The organism is Mucilaginibacter sp. (genome assembly GCF_039921305.1).
Lineage (GTDB): Bacteria > Bacteroidota > Bacteroidia > Sphingobacteriales > Sphingobacteriaceae > Mucilaginibacter.
Genome location: NZ_JBDSCA010000039.1, coordinates 64,080 through 81,650 on the forward strand (window position 1 = coordinate 64,080; position 17,571 = coordinate 81,650).

12 protein-coding genes are annotated in these 17,571 nt (G+C 40.2%); all 12 read left to right on the top strand.

The window, feature by feature from the left end; translation table 11 throughout:
* Positions 1 to 22 precede the first annotated feature (22 nt).
* The 12 genes from ABIN91_RS10770 to ABIN91_RS10825 all read left to right on the top strand — a co-directional run bounded on the left by ABIN91_RS10770 (position 23) and on the right by ABIN91_RS10825 (position 17,409).
* Positions 23 to 1,762, top strand: a complete 1,740-nt coding sequence (locus tag ABIN91_RS10770; RefSeq protein WP_348051103.1) for a fasciclin domain-containing protein — start codon at positions 23 to 25, stop codon at positions 1,760 to 1,762.
* A 102-nt stretch (positions 1,763 to 1,864) separates the two neighbouring features.
* Positions 1,865 to 3,337, top strand: coding sequence for a fasciclin domain-containing protein (locus ABIN91_RS10775; RefSeq protein ID WP_348051104.1), 1,473 nt, complete (start codon positions 1,865 to 1,867; stop codon positions 3,335 to 3,337).
* A gap of 21 nt (positions 3,338 to 3,358) precedes the next feature.
* Entirely contained in the window at positions 3,359 to 6,553 is a 3,195-nt protein-coding gene (locus tag ABIN91_RS10780; protein WP_348051105.1) for a SusC/RagA family TonB-linked outer membrane protein, read from the top strand.
* Between the two features lie 32 nt (positions 6,554 to 6,585).
* Positions 6,586 to 8,295, top strand: coding sequence for a RagB/SusD family protein (locus ABIN91_RS10785; protein ID WP_348051106.1), 1,710 nt, complete (start codon positions 6,586 to 6,588; stop codon positions 8,293 to 8,295).
* 201 nt (positions 8,296 to 8,496) lie between these two features.
* The gene (locus ABIN91_RS10790) at positions 8,497 to 9,795 is read left to right on the top strand and encodes a hypothetical protein (protein WP_348051107.1); all 1,299 of its coding nucleotides are present in this window, start codon (positions 8,497 to 8,499) and stop codon (positions 9,793 to 9,795) included.
* A gap of 13 nt (positions 9,796 to 9,808) precedes the next feature.
* A complete protein-coding gene (locus ABIN91_RS10795; protein WP_348051108.1) occupies positions 9,809 to 11,959 on the top strand; it encodes a hypothetical protein in 2,151 nt (716 codons plus the stop codon).
* Between the two features lie 151 nt (positions 11,960 to 12,110).
* On the top strand, positions 12,111 to 12,269 hold the full coding sequence (locus tag ABIN91_RS10800; protein WP_348051109.1) for a hypothetical protein: 159 nt from the start codon (positions 12,111 to 12,113) through the stop codon (positions 12,267 to 12,269).
* Positions 12,270 to 12,356: 87 nt separating this feature from the next.
* Positions 12,357 to 12,896: an OmpA family protein gene (locus ABIN91_RS10805; protein WP_348051110.1), complete on the top strand. Its 540-nt coding sequence runs from the start codon at positions 12,357 to 12,359 to the stop codon at positions 12,894 to 12,896.
* A gap of 391 nt (positions 12,897 to 13,287) precedes the next feature.
* A complete protein-coding gene (gene kaiC / locus ABIN91_RS10810) occupies positions 13,288 to 15,069 on the top strand; it encodes a circadian clock protein KaiC (RefSeq protein WP_348051111.1) in 1,782 nt (593 codons plus the stop codon).
* Positions 15,053 to 15,337: a circadian clock KaiB family protein gene (locus ABIN91_RS10815; protein ID WP_348051112.1), complete on the top strand. Its 285-nt coding sequence runs from the start codon at positions 15,053 to 15,055 to the stop codon at positions 15,335 to 15,337. The genes kaiC and ABIN91_RS10815 overlap by 17 nt, the downstream gene beginning before the upstream one ends.
* 7 nt (positions 15,338 to 15,344) lie before the next feature.
* Positions 15,345 to 15,659: a circadian clock KaiB family protein gene (locus tag ABIN91_RS10820; RefSeq protein WP_348051113.1), complete on the top strand. Its 315-nt coding sequence runs from the start codon at positions 15,345 to 15,347 to the stop codon at positions 15,657 to 15,659.
* 10 nt (positions 15,660 to 15,669) lie between these two features.
* A complete protein-coding gene (locus ABIN91_RS10825; protein WP_348051114.1) occupies positions 15,670 to 17,409 on the top strand; it encodes an ATP-binding protein in 1,740 nt (579 codons plus the stop codon).
* The last annotated feature ends 162 nt before the right edge of the window (positions 17,410 to 17,571 follow it).

Genomic DNA, 17,571 nt, shown 5'->3' on the forward strand with positions numbered 1-17,571 from the left:
CCCATTTATTAAACCAGTAATTATGGAACAGAAATTAAAAACCAAACTATCATTTACGCTGATATCGGCTATGCTGGTATTGGGTTTATGGGGTTGTGTGAGAGAATCTATCCAGCATACAACATCGGATACGGTGAATATTACCCAATATTTGGGTAAATATCCCGAGAAGTTTTCATTATTAAGTAAGGTGTTGAGTATATCAGAAACAGCTTCGTTTTTGAAAGCGTATGGATCATACACCATGTTTGCACCAACAGACGATGCGATAAAAGCATATCTGACTACACTTGGAAAGGCTAATGTTGAAGACGTTAGCGCGGCCGCATGGAAAGATTTTGTAAGGTTTCATTTACTTGCAGATTCGGTGCCAACATCCAGATTTACTGATGGTAAACTGCCAACATTAACCATGTATGGCCAATTTTTAACAACACTGGCAAATAATACTAATGGTATTACCCAAATTACGGTAAACAGGCAGGCTAATATTACACAACCTAATATTTCGGTAGGTAATGGTATTATTCATGTAATTGATCATGTTTTGATACCTACGGCCCTTACAGTAGCAAAAACCATTGAGGCAAATCCTAAATACAGCATATTTACCCAGGCGTTAAAAGAAACTACTTTGTATGATAGTTTAAATTATGCGCCAACGGCAAACCCAATTGCTGGCCGGGCCTTTTTAACTGCTATAGCCGAAAGCGATGATGTGTTTAAAGCCGCAGGTATTACAAGCTATGCCGCTTTGAAAGCCAAATACTCAAATACAGGTAACCCTAAATCGGTTACAGATAGTTTGCACCTGTTTATGGACTATCATATTCTATATGATGCCAAATACCTGGCAGATATAATTGTTGCAAGTGCACATAATACATTGGCTTCTAACCAGGTACTTACAGCTAAATTATTGGGTACAACTGTATTGATAAATGATGATGATTTTAATGGAGTACATGAGCCAGGTGTGGTGTTAACTCGTGATTTTAGTGACATTACCGCAACCAATGGTGTTGTTAACGATGCGGCTACACATTTCGCGATCAAAATACGGAACCCTTACCCGGTTTATTTTGATGTACAGCAATTGCCTGATATCATGAAGAATACTTCTGTGTATCAAAAAAGCGCTGTTTATACTTATACCGCAGCCGAGACCGCATCCTTTGCTGATGTTAAATTTTCGGCAGCAACAGCAAAATTCGCCTATAATGGCACAAGTCAAACAGTTGCTAAAACAAGTTATAACAAAGATACCTACCGTGTTCCGTTGGGCGGTAGCAACCCGTTATGGTGTGAGTTTAGAACTCCATTAATTATACGTGGAACCTATAAAGTGTGGTTGGCATATTACCAACAGGTACAAGGATCGGCACCTACCACTGAGGCTTCAGCATCAATTGGTATTGATGGATCGGCAGATAGAGCGCCTTTGGCAAATGCACGTACCGTGAATTTTGGCACCAAGCGCCCCGGATTGAAAAAAACTGTTAATGGTGTGAGCGTTGATGATCCGGATGGCGAAGAAGCTATTGGTTTTAAAACCTATATGGCCAGTACAACAGGCGCGCAAGTTGCCAGGTTGATGGGGGTAGTTACCATTACACAAACAGGCCGCTACTGGTTCAGGTTAACCACGGTTAATGGTAATCAGGAAGCCAATAATGTGGATATGATACAATTTATTCCTGTTGGAATGGATCAACAATATCCAAAGTTTAACCCAGACTGCTCAATAATACCAAGACCATAATTACAAAAATCACCTACAGTGTAGCTAATATACTGTAGGTGAAATGATAGAATAAAAGTTATGCAGGGTGATTTATGCCCGCAAACACAAAAAATAATTTAAATGATGATCAATTTAAAAATACGATGTGCCGTTTTATTGCTTGCAGCCTGCGCTACGCTATCTGCCTGTAAAAATGCCTGGCAAAATCATGATGTAATAACCAACGAGGCGCTTAATATTACGTTGGCGGATCAGATCAATAAGACACCGGAGTTAAGTACCTTTAATACTTACCTCGTTAAAACCGGTTATGATAAAATACTGGCATCTACAAAATCGTATACAGTATGGGCGCCAACCAATACGGCTATGCAAGCTATTGATCCAACCATTTTAACTGATACCGCCAAACTGAGAAAATTTGTAGCTAACCATATTTCATACCAGCAATACTTTACAACTACACCAAATCCATCATTAGTAATCAGAACCCTTAGTGGGAAGAACATTATTTTTACCAGTTCCACGTTTGAGGATGCCAATATTGTTACAGGCAATGTTTATGTAATGAATGGTGTTTTGCATACTATAAACCAAGCCGCAGGAACCAGGCCAAACGCTTATGAGTTTATGGTAAGTAATTTTGCTTCGGGCAAACAAAACGCGTTTATCCAGAGTCTTTTTCATAGTGAAATTGATACGAGTAAAGGGGTTAAGTTATATACCGACCCGGTTACTAAAAAGAATGTTTATCAGGCTGGTACAACTTTTCCTGTAACTAAAAACTATTACTTTCAACGGGTATCTGATATCAGTAGTGAGGACAGTTTGGTTACATACATCATATTAAATGATGCAGCTTTTGATGCGGAAAAGGCAAAAATTGGTAAATACTATAACGTTAGCACATCAGCAACCATATCTGATAGTCTTACTAAATTCAATATTCTTAAAGATCTGGTTGTGAATCATGTGTATAGTGCTGATAATCTGCCTGATTCCATGATTACTACATCGGGTATTAAAATACACCTGGATAAAAGCGCCATTATACAAACTCAAAAGTTAAGTAATGGTGTTGCCTTTGTGGTTAATAGTATTGGGTATAAGCTATTCAGTAATAAAATACCTGATATATTAATACAAGGTGAATTTCCAGATTCATTGCGTACGCCATCATCGCCAACTATTAAGATCAAGAAAGATCCATTGAATGTTAGATTTACTGATATACAATCGGCCAGCATTACATCATCACCAGATCCACTTTATTTTTACAGATATAAGGTGACCGCAAACTCGGCCCAGTATAAAGTTTACTATCGTGCGCTTAATGATATTTATACCACTCCGTTTAACCAGAAGGTTGACTTTGGTACAGCCAGGCGATATCCCTTCGCTGCTGAAACTCCCTTAACAACATTAGGTTATCAACCTGTTTTGGTAGGCAATTACGCGGAAGTTTACCTGGGTACTTATACAGCCGCTAACTATGGCACTTTATACACATTTTTGGTTTCGGCGTTAGGGGTAACTGCTACAACGCCAAGCGCACTTTCATTAGATTACATCAAACTGGTCCCAATTAATTAATCGCTGATATAAATTACCTATATGCATTTTTTTACAAAATCGGTAAAAATACTACTACTACAAAGCCTGATGGTGTCTGTCGCGGCAACGCAACTGCATGCACAACAAGCCGATTCGTTAACCCGTACCAAAATAGGTTTAGCAACTAAAGCCAAAATTGTTATTAATGGAACTGTTAAAGAGGGAGCCACGGGCAAACCATTAGCCGGCATCAGCATTAGCGTAGGAGGATATTCTGCTGCTTTAACAGATGATAAAGGGCAGTTTAAAATTAATGTGACCAATTATGATGCGGTTATTACGGTTTCTGGCCCGGGCTATCAACGTAAGGTTGTTGCCTTGAAAGGAAAATCCAGTGTTAACATAAGTTTGTTTGAAGAAGGATATGTATCACAATATGATTTAACTACGCTGCCATACTCTGTTGTGCCTAAAAATCAGGTTCCTTTCGCGGTAACATCAATTAACACTCAGGGAACATGGAACAGAGCTTTGGAAACTCCAGACTCTTATTTGCAAGGCCGTGTTGCTGGCCTTGATGTGGTAAGACGCTCGGGCACGCCGGATATTGGTGCCGATATGTTATTGAGGGGATACAACTCGCTATATGCCACCACACAACCTTTAATAGTGGTTGATGGTATTATTTACGATAATAACAATTATGCGAAATCAATTATAGCAGGTCACGTAACCAATCACTTTGCTGATATCGATCTGAAAGATATTGATAACATTACTGTGATTAAAGATGGAAATTCAACCTATGGAACACGCGGTGGTAACGGCGTAATATTAATTACAACAGGCCGTGCAAAAGATGTAGCCACGCGACTTGATTTTGCCGCCTATGGTGGTATAAACGCGAGCGTAAAAAGCTTGCCGGTGATGGGAGCCGATAATTACAGAATTTATTTGGCCGATGTATTGAAAACTATCCCGGGGGTAACAGATGCACAAATACAGGCGCAACCTTACTTTAATGATAATCCAAATCCTAATTACTATACCTATCATCAAAATACTGATTGGCAAAAACAGGTAATGGGAAGCAGCGCGAGCCAAAATTACTATATGAAAGTTACCGGTGGGGATAATATTGCTACTTATGCCTTATCTGTAGGCTATCTGGGTAACCATGGATTAACTAATAATACCAATTTAACCCGTTACGAATCAAGATTTAACGCTACTCTTAACCTGTCGCGGAAATTAACTTCCAGAGTAAACCTGGCATTTGCAAAGAGTGAGCAAAATCTGCGCGATCAGGGGCAGGCTTATAATACCAATCCATTGTATCTGAGTTTGATTAAAGCTCCGTTCATGTTTCCTTATCAGATATCCGGTACGGGTATACAATCCCCCAATATTGCAAAAGCCGATACGTTTGGTGTAAGCAACCCAATTGCGGCTGCTAATAAGATCCAGGAACTTAATCGTAATTACAGGTTTGTTGGCTCAGTTGCGTTTGATTACCAGTTTAACAAGGAATTCGCACTTAAAACTATTGGGGGCTTAACTTATGATAAAGTACGTGAAAATGGCTTTTATCCGTCAAACGGCATAGCGCCAATTACTTACAGTTCATTTGTAGCTAACGATGTATCGTTTGCCAATGTACAACGTTTGTTTAGCTTGTATACCGATACCCGTTTACAGTATAATCATGAGTTTAATAAATCAAACCAGGTAGCGGCTAATGTTGGTTTCAGGTATAACCGGAGCGATAGTGAATCGGACTATGGATATGGCTTTAATACGGCCAGTGATGACTTTGTGAGTTTAGGAGGCGCAAACAACGCAACGCGTATAGTTGGCGGTAGCTTAGGTAAATGGAATTGGTTAAATACTTACGCCAATGTTGATTATAATGCCATGAACAAGTATTTCCTGTCTTTTAACCTTGCGGTTGATGGCTCATCTAGATTTGGTCCGGAAATATCAGGCGCTTTAGGAATTAATGGTGCCAAGTATGCGGTATTACCATCGGTGGCGGCATCGTGGTTGGTATCATCAGAGATATTTATGGCCGATAACCACCTTATCGAACTGTTAAAACTTCGCGCAAGCTACGGCTTGGTTGGTAATGATGATATAGGTAATTATAATTCAAAAAGTTTATACACTTCGCAAAACTTTTTAAGCAGGCAAGGATTAGTGCCAAGTGGAATTGGTAACCCAGGTGTTCAATGGGAGGGAGTAGCCAAATTGAATGTTGGTTTAGATGCAGGTTTTATGAATGGCCGCTTAAATGTAAGTGTTGATGTTTATAACGATAAGGTATCAAAAATGCTGATCTATCAATATGCCAATACCGGTACCGGCTTTAATTATGCCATTACCAATAGCGGTGGTATGCGCAACAATGGCATTGAGCTTGATATCACCGGAAGGGTAATTAACAAAGCTGCTTTTAAGTGGGATATGGGTTTAAACCTATCTGCTAACCGTAACAAAGTAACCACTTTGCCCGATGGTAATAGCTTTATATCAAGCTACGGCGGTGCCACTTTTATAACACAGGTTGGCCAGGCTGCTAATTTATTTTATGGCTATAAAACCAATGGTATATATATCAGTAATGCCGAAGCTTCGGCCTCGGGTTTAACCAATAAACTGGCCTCGGGTTACACAGCGGCATTTCAGGGTGGCGATGTAAGGTTTGTTGATACCAATGGCGATAAGGTGATTGATGAGAAAGACAGGCAGGTTATTGGCGACCCTAATCCGGATTTGATAGGCGCTTATAGTAACAGGATCACGTATAAAAGATGGTCGCTTGACGCGATGTTCGCTTTTAGTTTGGGTAACGATATTTATAACAGTACACGCGCTAACCTGGAATCATTATCTGACGTGCGAAACCAAACTCTGGCTGTGGTTAACCGCTGGAGGGTTGACGGGCAGGTAACCGATGTGCCCCGTGCATCATACGGTGACCCTGGTGCAAACTCGCGCTTCTCTGATCGTTGGATAGAGAATGGCTCTTACCTGCGTTTAAGAACATTATCATTAAGCTACAACGTGCCACTTAAAGGTAATTTCCTGCGGTCGGCAACGGTTTATGCTACCGGGAATAATTTGTTTACGGTTACCAAATATTTAGGGTACGACCCAGAGTTTAGTGCATTAGGCAGTGCATTTTCGCGCGGTGTTGATATCGGACTTGAACCTATGGTTACTTCAATGCAGTTAGGTGTGCGTATAGGCTTGTAATTAACAATAACAGAACACGAAATTTAGTATATATGAATAGGAATTTATCCGGGTTAATTAAAAAAGCATTTTTGTTGGTGATATGCATCAGCTTAGCATCGTGCAAAAAAATGTATGATATACAACCCGAAGACTCGTTAACAGGCAGCCAGGTTTACCAAAATGTTTACGATGCCGATGCGGCAGTATTAGGTATATATGGCCAGTTTATAGGTTTGGCCGATAGGTACATTATATTGAATGAGTTGCGTGGCGATTTGCTGGATATTACACCAAATGCTAACAATTATTTGAAGCAGTTAAATGTACACAATGTTACGTCAGACAACCCGTATGCCGACCCGAGACCGTTTTACAAAGTAATTAATAGCTGTAATGATGCATTGAAAAATTTCACCATCATGCACAATAATAAGCTGTTGGATGATAATCAATATTACCAACGTTATAGTGATATTGGTGTTTTACGCTGCTGGTTGTACTTGCAATTGGGTATCCATTATGGCAATATACCTTACATTACCGAGCCGGTTAGTACGGTAAATGATCTGAATAACGAAGCACAGTTTCCTAAAATTACTTTTGACCAGTTATTGGATAAACTAATCGCTTTTACCGAGGCTATACCTAAACCTTATCTTACTCAAAACACATCGGTAACAAGCCCTACATTGTTGCTTCCTTCTGGTACTTACGTATTAAAAGATGGTGTTTTTAAATTCTTTATTCATAAAAGAAGCTTTTTAGGCGATCTGAATCTTTGGAAAGGTAATTATCTGGCTGCCGCGAGTTACTATAAAGATGTTATGGAAACGGCCGGTACGCTAACTAACAGTGTTGATTATGATATCCAATTATATGATACTTATCGGGTAACTAATGACAATAGCGGGCGTAATACGCTATTAACCATAGGCACAATAAATCCGTGGATGTCTATCTTTTATAATCCATTAGCCGAGCCTGAGACTAACCGTGAGCGGATGTGGACATTACCGTTAGATCAAACTTATAATACCAATCCGTTTATTCCGCTGTTCTCGTCAACATCATCATACCTGCTTAAGCCATCAGCATTGGCTATTAATAATTGGGATAACCAGGTGCGTAGCGATGGTGGTTTGAGTGATCGCCGTGGTTTAAATGCATCGTACCGGATAACCGGCGGCAAAGTTGAAGTTGGTAAATACCTGGCTACTTATAACCCTTTATTGCCATTAAGTACCACTACAGGTATATTGGTAATGTATAGGGCCGGCGCATTGCATTTGCGTTATGCCGAAGCCATAAACCAATTGGGCCGTAGCATGTTAGCGGGTGTATTGATCAATGATGGTGTGTATACCGGGTTAAACGGGCAACCTAACCAATATAATGGCGCCCCTGATGTTTATCCGTTTAATTTTAACCCCGTAAAGCCTACCGGTGGTATAAATGGGCCATGGTACCGTAGTATTGGGATAAGAGGCCGGGCGGTTGATGCTAAAGTAACATTTGATCCGGCCAACCTGGTTACTGATACTGAAAATAAAATTATTGACGAAGATGGCCTCGAATTGGCATATGAAGGCTATCGCTGGGCTGATCTGTTGCGTATTGCTTTGAAAAGATACGGAACTGATCCAAATTACCTGGCTAATAAAATAGGTGCCAAATTTGATGCTACAGGTAGCCCTGATGCTGCTACGGTGCGTGCACGCTTATCTAACAAGGCAAATTGGTATTTACCATTTAAATGGTAGTTGCTGGCGGGACTTAAATGAATAATACTCTTGTCATTAATTGATATTGAAGGTTAGAACGAGTAGATAAATATATAGGCTAATGACTATTGATGGCTTGTTAGATCGTACTACTAAAAATGAAAATAATTATAAGGTACTTAAAATAGCAATTAACACATCATACAACACATCTAAACATTTAATAATAAAATTATACTAATGCTTAAAAGTATCTATCTAACACTATGTTTTAGTGGTTTTGCAGTTTTAACACATGCTCAGCAATTGGCCTTTCCGGGTGCTGAGGGATTTGGCCGGTTTGCTACCGGTGGCCGGGGCGGCACTATTTACCACGTTACAAATTTGAATGATACCGGTGAAGGTTCTTTTAGAGATGCGGTTAGTAAAGCGGATCGTACTGTGGTATTTGACCTGGGCGGTGTGATCAAGATCAAAGAGGGGATACTTGTTGCTCCAAAAGTCACCATTGCCGGGCAAACTGCGCCGGGTAATGGTATAGTAATTTATGGTAACAAGGTTGGCTTTTCAACCAATGACATCGTTAGATATATGCGTTTCCGTGGAAGCATAACTATGCCAAGGGGAGCTTGTACCGTTGTTGCTGATAATGCTACCGATGTAATATTTGATCACGTTACCGTTGAATGGGGGCGTTGGGATAATTTCCACATTAAGGGTACAACCAACATTACTTTACAATATTGTTTAATTGGCGAGCCTATCGACCCGCAACGTTTTGGGGCTTTGTTCGAAGATCCGCATAATGTTACGGTACATCATTGTTTATGGATAGATAATCACAGCCGTAATCCTAAAGCTAAAGCGGGTATTGAGTTTGTAAACAATGTTATTTATAACTGGGGCGTTAATGGTTTAGTTGGCGGGCATTCAGGCGCCGATCATTTTCAGGATGTGATTGGTAATTACTTTATAGCCGGGCCAAACTCTGGGCATGCGTTTTTGGGGATGTTCACTTCTACAGATCATGTTTATCACAAAGGCAATTATGTGGATATGGATAAGGATGGCGTGTTAAATGGTCGTAGGGTATCTGATTCGGATTTTGTAAGCAAGAAAGTTAAGCCGGCTATTTTGGTTGATTCAAATTCGGTTAAAGGTGCTACGCTAATGAAAGAACCTAACTTTAAAGGCAATGTTAAGATTGACGAAGCCGTTATTGCTTATCAGAAAGTAATGAAGGAAGCGGGGGCATCTATCAATCGTGATGCTGTTGATACCCGCATTATTGGTTATCTAAAAACAATAGGTAAAGAAGGTAAGATATTCAAAACCGAAGCCGATGCGGGTGGACAGGGTGAAATGGCTGCCGGTACTGCACCAAAAGATACCGACGGTGACGGAATAGCGGATGATTGGGAAATTAGCCACAAACTTGACCCTAAAAAGGGTAGTGATGCACAAGTTATTGGCAAAGATGGTTACAGTAACCTGGAAAGATATTTAAATGAGTTGGCAAATAAAGGAATTAAGAAATAGCTTGGTACTACACATGTATAAAAATAATACGGTTAAAAATTGGTTAATAATTGTGTTGCCTGCCCTTTTTACAGGGCAGGCTTTTGCACAAAAGCCCATTAACAGAATGGCTGTGGTAAGCAGGCATAATGTTGTGGTTAAAAAGATTGATTCGTTATCATCACTATCGGTTGGTAATGGGGCCTTTGCTTTTACGGTTGATGCTACGGGTTTGCAAACTTTCCCGGAAGCGTATCAAAAAGGAGTTCCTTTGGGTACCTTATCACAATGGGGGTGGGACTCGTTTAAGGATACGTCGGGCTATAAATTGTCAGAAACTTATAAATATTATAATCAGCAGGGCCGTAAAGTGAGCTATGTTGTTGAAAATAAAGAGCCTTTGCGCGGGAAGGATGCAACGCTATGGTTCAGGCAGAATGTGCACCGGGTAGAATTAGGTAACCTGGGTTTGGAAATAACTAAAAAGAATGGCAATCCGGTAACGGTTAAGGATATTCAGAATATTCACCAGGTGTTGAATTTATGGACCGGCGAGATAAAAAGTGATTTTACAATTGAGGGTATTCCGGTTGAGGTATTGACGGTATGCCATCAGGAAAAGGATATTGTTTCTACATCTGTTAAATCGGGATTGATCAGGCTGGGTAGATTGAAGATCAGATTAAGATTTCCGTACCCGACTGCAGACTGGACAGATGTTGGCAATAACTGGAAAAATCCCGAAAGGCATAAAACAGTTATTGTTTCGCATGGTGATGATCATGCTGTAATTAGCCATCAATTGGATTCGGCTTTGTATTATGCTTCGTTGGTTTGGAGTGGTAAGGCTGTTATTAATGAGAAGCAGGCACATTATTTTATTGTTTCTCCTGATAAAGATTCAGACAATATCCAACTAAGCTGTGGCTTTAGTGAAGAACAACAACATATAGCCACGCCATTATTCGGTGATGTAAAAACCAATAGCATTGCCGGGTGGAAATCATTCTGGAGCAGGGGCGGAGCAGTTGATTTTGCAGGCAGTACCGATCCAAGAGCCAAGGAACTGGAACGCCGGATAATCCTATCAGAGTATTTAACTAAGATACAATGTGCCGGCGATTTCCCGCCGCAAGAAACCGGATTGACCTATAACAGCTGGTATGGTAAGCCACACCTGGAAATGCATTGGTGGCATGCGGCGCATTTCCCGCTATGGGGCAGGCCAGATCTGTTAGAGCGAAGCATGAGCTATTATGATAAGATTGAAGACAGAGCTAAAGCCATTGCCATACGCCAGGGTTATGAGGGTGTACGTTGGCCGAAGATGACGGATAATAAAGGCAATGAAAGTCCATCTTCTATAGGGGCTATGCTGATCTGGCAGCAGCCGCATTACATAACCTTTGCGGAATTATGCTATCGCGACCAGCCCACTAAAGAAATTTTAGACAAGTACAGTAAGCTGGTGTTTGAAACAGCTGATTTTATGGCATCGTTTGCTACTTATGATGCCGCCAAAGGCAGATACGTTTTGGGTAAAGGCTTAATACCCGCGCAAGAGCGCTTTAAAGCCGAGGATACTTATAACCCCACATACGAACTTGCTTATTGGAACTGGGCCCTTGCAACGGCTCAAAAATGGCGTGAAAGGCTTGGCTTACCCCGCAACGTAAAATGGGATGATGTGATGAAGAAATTATCGCCACTACCACAGCAAAAAGGTTTATATCTTGCTACTGAGAGCGCTACCGACTCTTATACCAACCCAAGATATATTACCGATCATCCTTCGGTATTTGGTACGTTTGGCATGCTGCCAGAGAGTAAAATGCTGAACAAAGTGGTAATGAAAAAAACATTTAACTACATCTGGAAAAACTGGAAATGGGAGGATACCTGGGGCTGGGATTTCCCGATGACGGCCATGACGGCTACGCGTTTGGGTATGCCCGAAAAGGCTATTGATGCTTTATTTATGAATGTGCATACCAATACCTATTTGATAAACGGCCATAATTACCAGGATGGCAGGCTTCGTATTTATCTTCCCGGTAACGGTGGCTTGTTAAGTGCTGTTGCGCTGATGTGCGCAGGATGGGATGGTAACAAGGTGAAAAATCCAGGCTTCCCTAAGAATGGTAAATGGAAAGTGAAATGGGAAGGTTTGAAGCCAATGCCATAAATGATTGATGGTTAAAGGATTGAATGGCTGAATAAACAGGATTTGGGTATTCGGTTCTTCAATCATTATTAGTACAAACTATATTAACTGGTGTTTGTTTATTTAACGAGGCTGATGTTTTCGGCTTATTGTTTTATTAAATCAAACCGCCATGTTAAACAAGGATCAGGGTAAACCAACCCAAAAGTTAGAAACAGATAGGCCTTTGAGCGAAAAGGACGAAGTTAAAAAGGCAGAACACGAAATGGCTAAAGCTCAGAAAGGGATTAAGGATAGTGTTAAAGCTGATTTGAAGAGCCGGGAGAAATAATGAGTTGTGTTTTGAATGTGGAAATATTAAGAATAAAGAAAACCCTGAAAAGGTATTCTGACTAATTTAGACTCCAAACATTCAACCATGAAATTTATAAGATTAAGATATATACCGGTAACGGTATTGGCACTGGCATTAGGTTTATCGGCATGCAAAACTAAAAAAGTAATGCAGAAACCGCCTGGACCACCAGGGCCGCCACAAACCAAAGTGGTTTTGCCTGTTAAAGATAAACCTAATAATGATGTTGCGGCAAGTACAGTAGCCGTGGCTCCACTTGTTTTAAAGCCAGATTATAATTTTACCAATTTGCAGTTTGAGTTTAACTCGGCTATACTAAAAACATCATCATACCCCATGCTGGATAAGGTAGCTATGGAGATGAAAAAGGATGCATCAGTTAAATTCAACTTGAGCGGCTACGCTTCGGCAGAGGGGACTCCTGAACACAATATGGAGTTATCTGAGCAAAGAGCCAGCGCCGTTAAAATTTATTTACTAAATGCCGGTGTTACAGAGTCACAGATGAGTTCCAAAGGTTATGGCGAAGGGAATCCGATAAAACCTAATACCACCGAAGATAACCGTGCGCTTAACCGCAGGGTTGAGATCAAAAAGAATTAGGTACGTTTATAACATATCAATCATTTAAAGTCTGGTTTACTTGGTGTAATTAATGCCTACTAACCAGACTAATGAAAATTCTATTGTAAAACTATTTGCATCAGGATTCACTATTGGAGTAAACTATGATACGCGCCAGTGTAAACGCTGGGGTATAAACAGAAATTGGTTTACCTATCATGATAATGTAAGTTCACAGAACCGGTTATAGCATGGACTGGATTATTTTAAGTAACTAATGTATTATTTTATTTGGCGGTTTCAGAAACCTTACCAAGATTTCTGAAACCGTTATCTATTTACCTATTTCAAAAAACAATTATTTAAATCACATGTTGGAGGTAATTGTTATGTTATATAGAAAAGATAGACAGAATTTACATTGTTATTTATGCCCATTAAAACAAAAATAAAACAAATTAATGGTGTGGTACACCAAACCTTGCTTAAAACGCCAACCGGTATAAATGGATTGGATGAGATTACCCTTGGGGGCTTACCAGGCGGCAGGCCAACTTTAATTTGTGGTAGTGCGGGCTGTGGTAAAACACTTTTTTCTCTGGAGTTTATTATTCGTGGTGCGGAGCAATATAACGAACCTGGCGTATTTATAGCTTTTGAGGAAAAGGCTAATGAACTGGCAACCAATGTAGCTTCGCTTGGTTTTGACCTTAATAAATTACAAGAGCAAAAAAAAGTTAAAGTTGACTATATACACATTGACCGTAGTGAGATAGAGGAAACCGGTGAATATGATCTTGAAGGTTTATTTATTCGTTTAAATTATGCAATTGATAGTATTGGCGCTAAAAGAGTTGTGCTTGATACCATCGAAAATTTGTTTTCGGGCTTGAGTAATCAGGTAATATTGCGTGCGGAGTTACGCAGGCTTTTTCAATGGCTAAAAGACAAGGGCGTTACCGCTGTTATTACCGGTGAGCGTGGCGAAAGCTCGTTAACACGCCAAGGTTTAGAAGAGTATGTGTCGGATTGTGTGATATTGCTGGACCATCGGATCATCAATCAAATATCAACCCGCAGGTTGCGTATTGTTAAGTACCGTGGGTCGTTACATGGTACTAATGAATATCCGTTTTTAATTGATGACGAGGGAATATCTGTATTACCAGTAACTTCATTACGATTAAATAAGCCGGTGTCGTCGGATATTATTTCGAGCGGAATTGTTTCATTGGACGGGATGTTGAGTAAAGGCGGATTCTATCGCGGAAGCAGCATATTGGTATCTGGCACAGCCGGAACAGGTAAAACCAGTATAAGTGCCAGTTTTGCAAATGCTACTTGTTTAAATAAGGAAAGATGTTTGTTTTTTGCCTTTGAAGAATCCCCGCAGCAAATTATCCGCAATATGCATTCTATCGGGATGGATCTACAGAGCCATTTGGATAGCGGTTTGTTGCAGTTCTTCTCATCACGGCCAACGCTATATGGTTTAGAGATGCATTTGGTAGCCATGCATAAAGCCATTAAGAAATTTCAGCCCACAGCGGTGGTTTTAGACCCAATAACTAATCTAATAACTGTTGGTTCGGTTAGCGAAGTAAAATCTATGCTGGTAAGGTTGATAGATTTTTTACAGGAAGAGCAAATTACTGTAATGTTTACTGCTCTAAATTTAAATACGATTGTAACCGAGCAAACAGACGAGGGTGTATCATCATTGGTGGATTCGTGGGTGCTGTTGAAAGATATTGAATTGAACGGCGAGCGTAACAGAGGCCTATACATTATGAAGGCGCGCGGAATGAAGCACTCAAACCAGGTGCGCGAATTTGTGATAACAAATGATGGTTTAAATTTGATCAACGTTTATCTTGGCCCCGCTGGTGTACTAACGGGTTCTGCACGTGAGGCACAAGCCCTGCTGGAAGAAACCGGGCAGGTGTTGCATAATAATTCGGTAAGTAGGAAAGACCGCGAATTAGAACGTAAACGTCGGGTTTTACAAGCACAAATAGATAAGCTGCAATCGGAATTTGAATCTACTGAAGAAGAGTTGAATAAGGCCTATGTTGAAGAAGCGCTTAAGAAAGAGGCAATGGAGCAAACCCGTGCTAAATTGACAAATATGCGCAAGGGCCATATGGGAGTCGATAATAGCATAAAAACAGTTAAGGATAAAAAAAATAAAAATAGTGGAAGAATTATATGAATTGAGACTTTATGTAGCCGGAAAGACACAAAAGTCGGCCGCGGCATTAAGTAATCTCAAAAAATATTGCGAAGAACATTTAGCAGGTCAATATACTATAGAAGTGATTGATTTGCTTGAAAAGCCGCAATTGGCCGAAGGAGATCAAATTTTTGCTATACCAACTTTAGTAAAAAAGGTACCTGAGCCGGTGAGGAAAATTATTGGTGATTTATCAAACATAGAAAAAGTACTGGTGGGATTAGATATTCGTCCGAAAGTGTCATAACATATATATGAACCAGACTGGTGCCACTATATTGAATAATGATGTCGATAATACAGAGGTTTACGTATTGCGGTTGTTTGTAACGGGTGCGTCTCCGGTATCTGTGCGTGCTATTAATAATCTTCAAAAGATATTAGAGGAACATCTGAAAGATCGCTATGAACTGGATATCATTGATGTTCATCAGCAACCGCAGTTGGTGCAAAGCGAAAATGTTACTGCAGTACCTATGCTGATCAAAAAAATACCGGGCCCTAAAAGACGGTTAGTTGGTGATATGAGCGATACGGAAAAGGTTTTACGCGGGCTTGGTTTAACATAATATTATTGGTATGGGGAGTGAAAAAACATATCAGCAACTGGCCGACGAACTTGAAGTCACACTTTCAGAATTACAGGAGGTGCGGCATAACCTGGAAGAGGCAACCGATATTATTGAAGCTATCCGATCGGGTGAGATAGATGCATTGGTGGTGAAAAATGGTGATGAACATCAGTTGTTCACCCTGAAAAGTGCCGATCAAACCTACCGTATTTTTATCGAACAAATGACCGAGGGGGCAGTTACCCTTAACCGGGATATGAATATTGTTTACAGTAACTCGCGGTTTGCCGATTTGGTAGGCTTACCCCTGGAAAAAGTTACCGGGCAACCATTTTGCCGCTTTGTAACATCAGAATTTGAAAATTACTGTCCTGTACTGATAACTAAGGCATGGGAAAAGGACATGAAGGGTGAGTTACTACTGATGGCCAGTAATGGCTATCAAATACCTGTATTATTATCCTTAAAAACCCTTGATCTTGATGAGGGCCTATCAATGAGTGTGATCATAACAGATTTAACCGAGCAGAAAGAAAATCAAAGAATTTTAGAATATAAGAATACACAACTGGAAGAAGCCCAGCAGATTGCCCAACATTTAAATGCTAATCTGGAAAATACAGTTAAAGAAAGAACCCGGGAGCTTGAAACCAACATCCAACAAAAAAGCGAAGTTGAAATTGAACTTAGAAGTGGGCGAAAACGACTGATACGTATTTTGGAAACAATGGCCGAGGGGGTAAGTATTGTTGACCTTAACGGGAATTTAACCTATGCTAATCCGCTGGCTAAAAAGATTTTGGGGGTTAAAGACGGCCTTTTGCCAGATAAAAGTTTTTATAACGCGCAGTGGAAAAATCTACGTAAAGATGGAACGCCGCTGCCTGATGATGAGCATCCCATGGCTATAGCTATGGATACAGGTATGCCTGTTTATGACCATGAAATTGCTGTACAGCAAAATGATGAAACCAAGCTATATATATCAGTTAACGCGGCGCCATTGTATGATGAAAACGGTGTAGTTACTGGTGTTGTTGGTACGTTTATGGATGTTACCAACAGGCATCTGCAACAACAGCAAAAAGATGATTTTATTAGTATTGCCAGCCATGAGCTTAAAACGCCAATAACCAGTTTAAAGGCATCGTTACAACTTTTAACACGGTTGAAGAATACGTCGGCATCGGCCATGTTACCTAAACTGATAGACCAGGCCAATAGAAGTATGGAAAAAGTAAGTTCGCTGATTGAAGATTTGCTTGATGCCAGCCATATGAATGATGGACAATTACATTTAAAGAAAAAGAAATTTACCTTGTCACAATTGATAAACGATTGTTGTCAGCATGTACGTGACGAAGGAATTTACACGATTGTTACCGAAGGCGATCTCGATCTATCTGTTTATGCTGATGCTGAAAAGATTGAACAAGTGATAGTGAACTTTGTAAATAACGCGGCTAAGTATGCTCCAAAATCGAAAGATATCCATTTGAATGTATCAAAAGTAAAAGACATGGCGCGTGTTACCGTAACGGATAAAGGACCAGGCATTTCTGCTGATGATGTACCGCATTTGTTTGACCGTTACTACAGGGTTGACAGTAACGGGATCAAATACTCGGGATTAGGTTTGGGACTTTATATTTCGGCCGAAATTATCAGAAAACATAACGGCGAAATTGGCGTGGATAGTGAGGTAGGCAAGGGTAGTACCTTTTGGTTTATGATACCGTTAAGGTAGTTTTACCAACCACATAGTTTCTGCATTACCCATGTAGTTTTTAGTAACCAACCCAAACATCATTTTAATAATCACTTAACCAATACCTTTCTTGAGATTGGTGGTTTTCTATACATTAATACTGCTATGCACATAGCCTGGGTGTATAGTTCACGGACTATA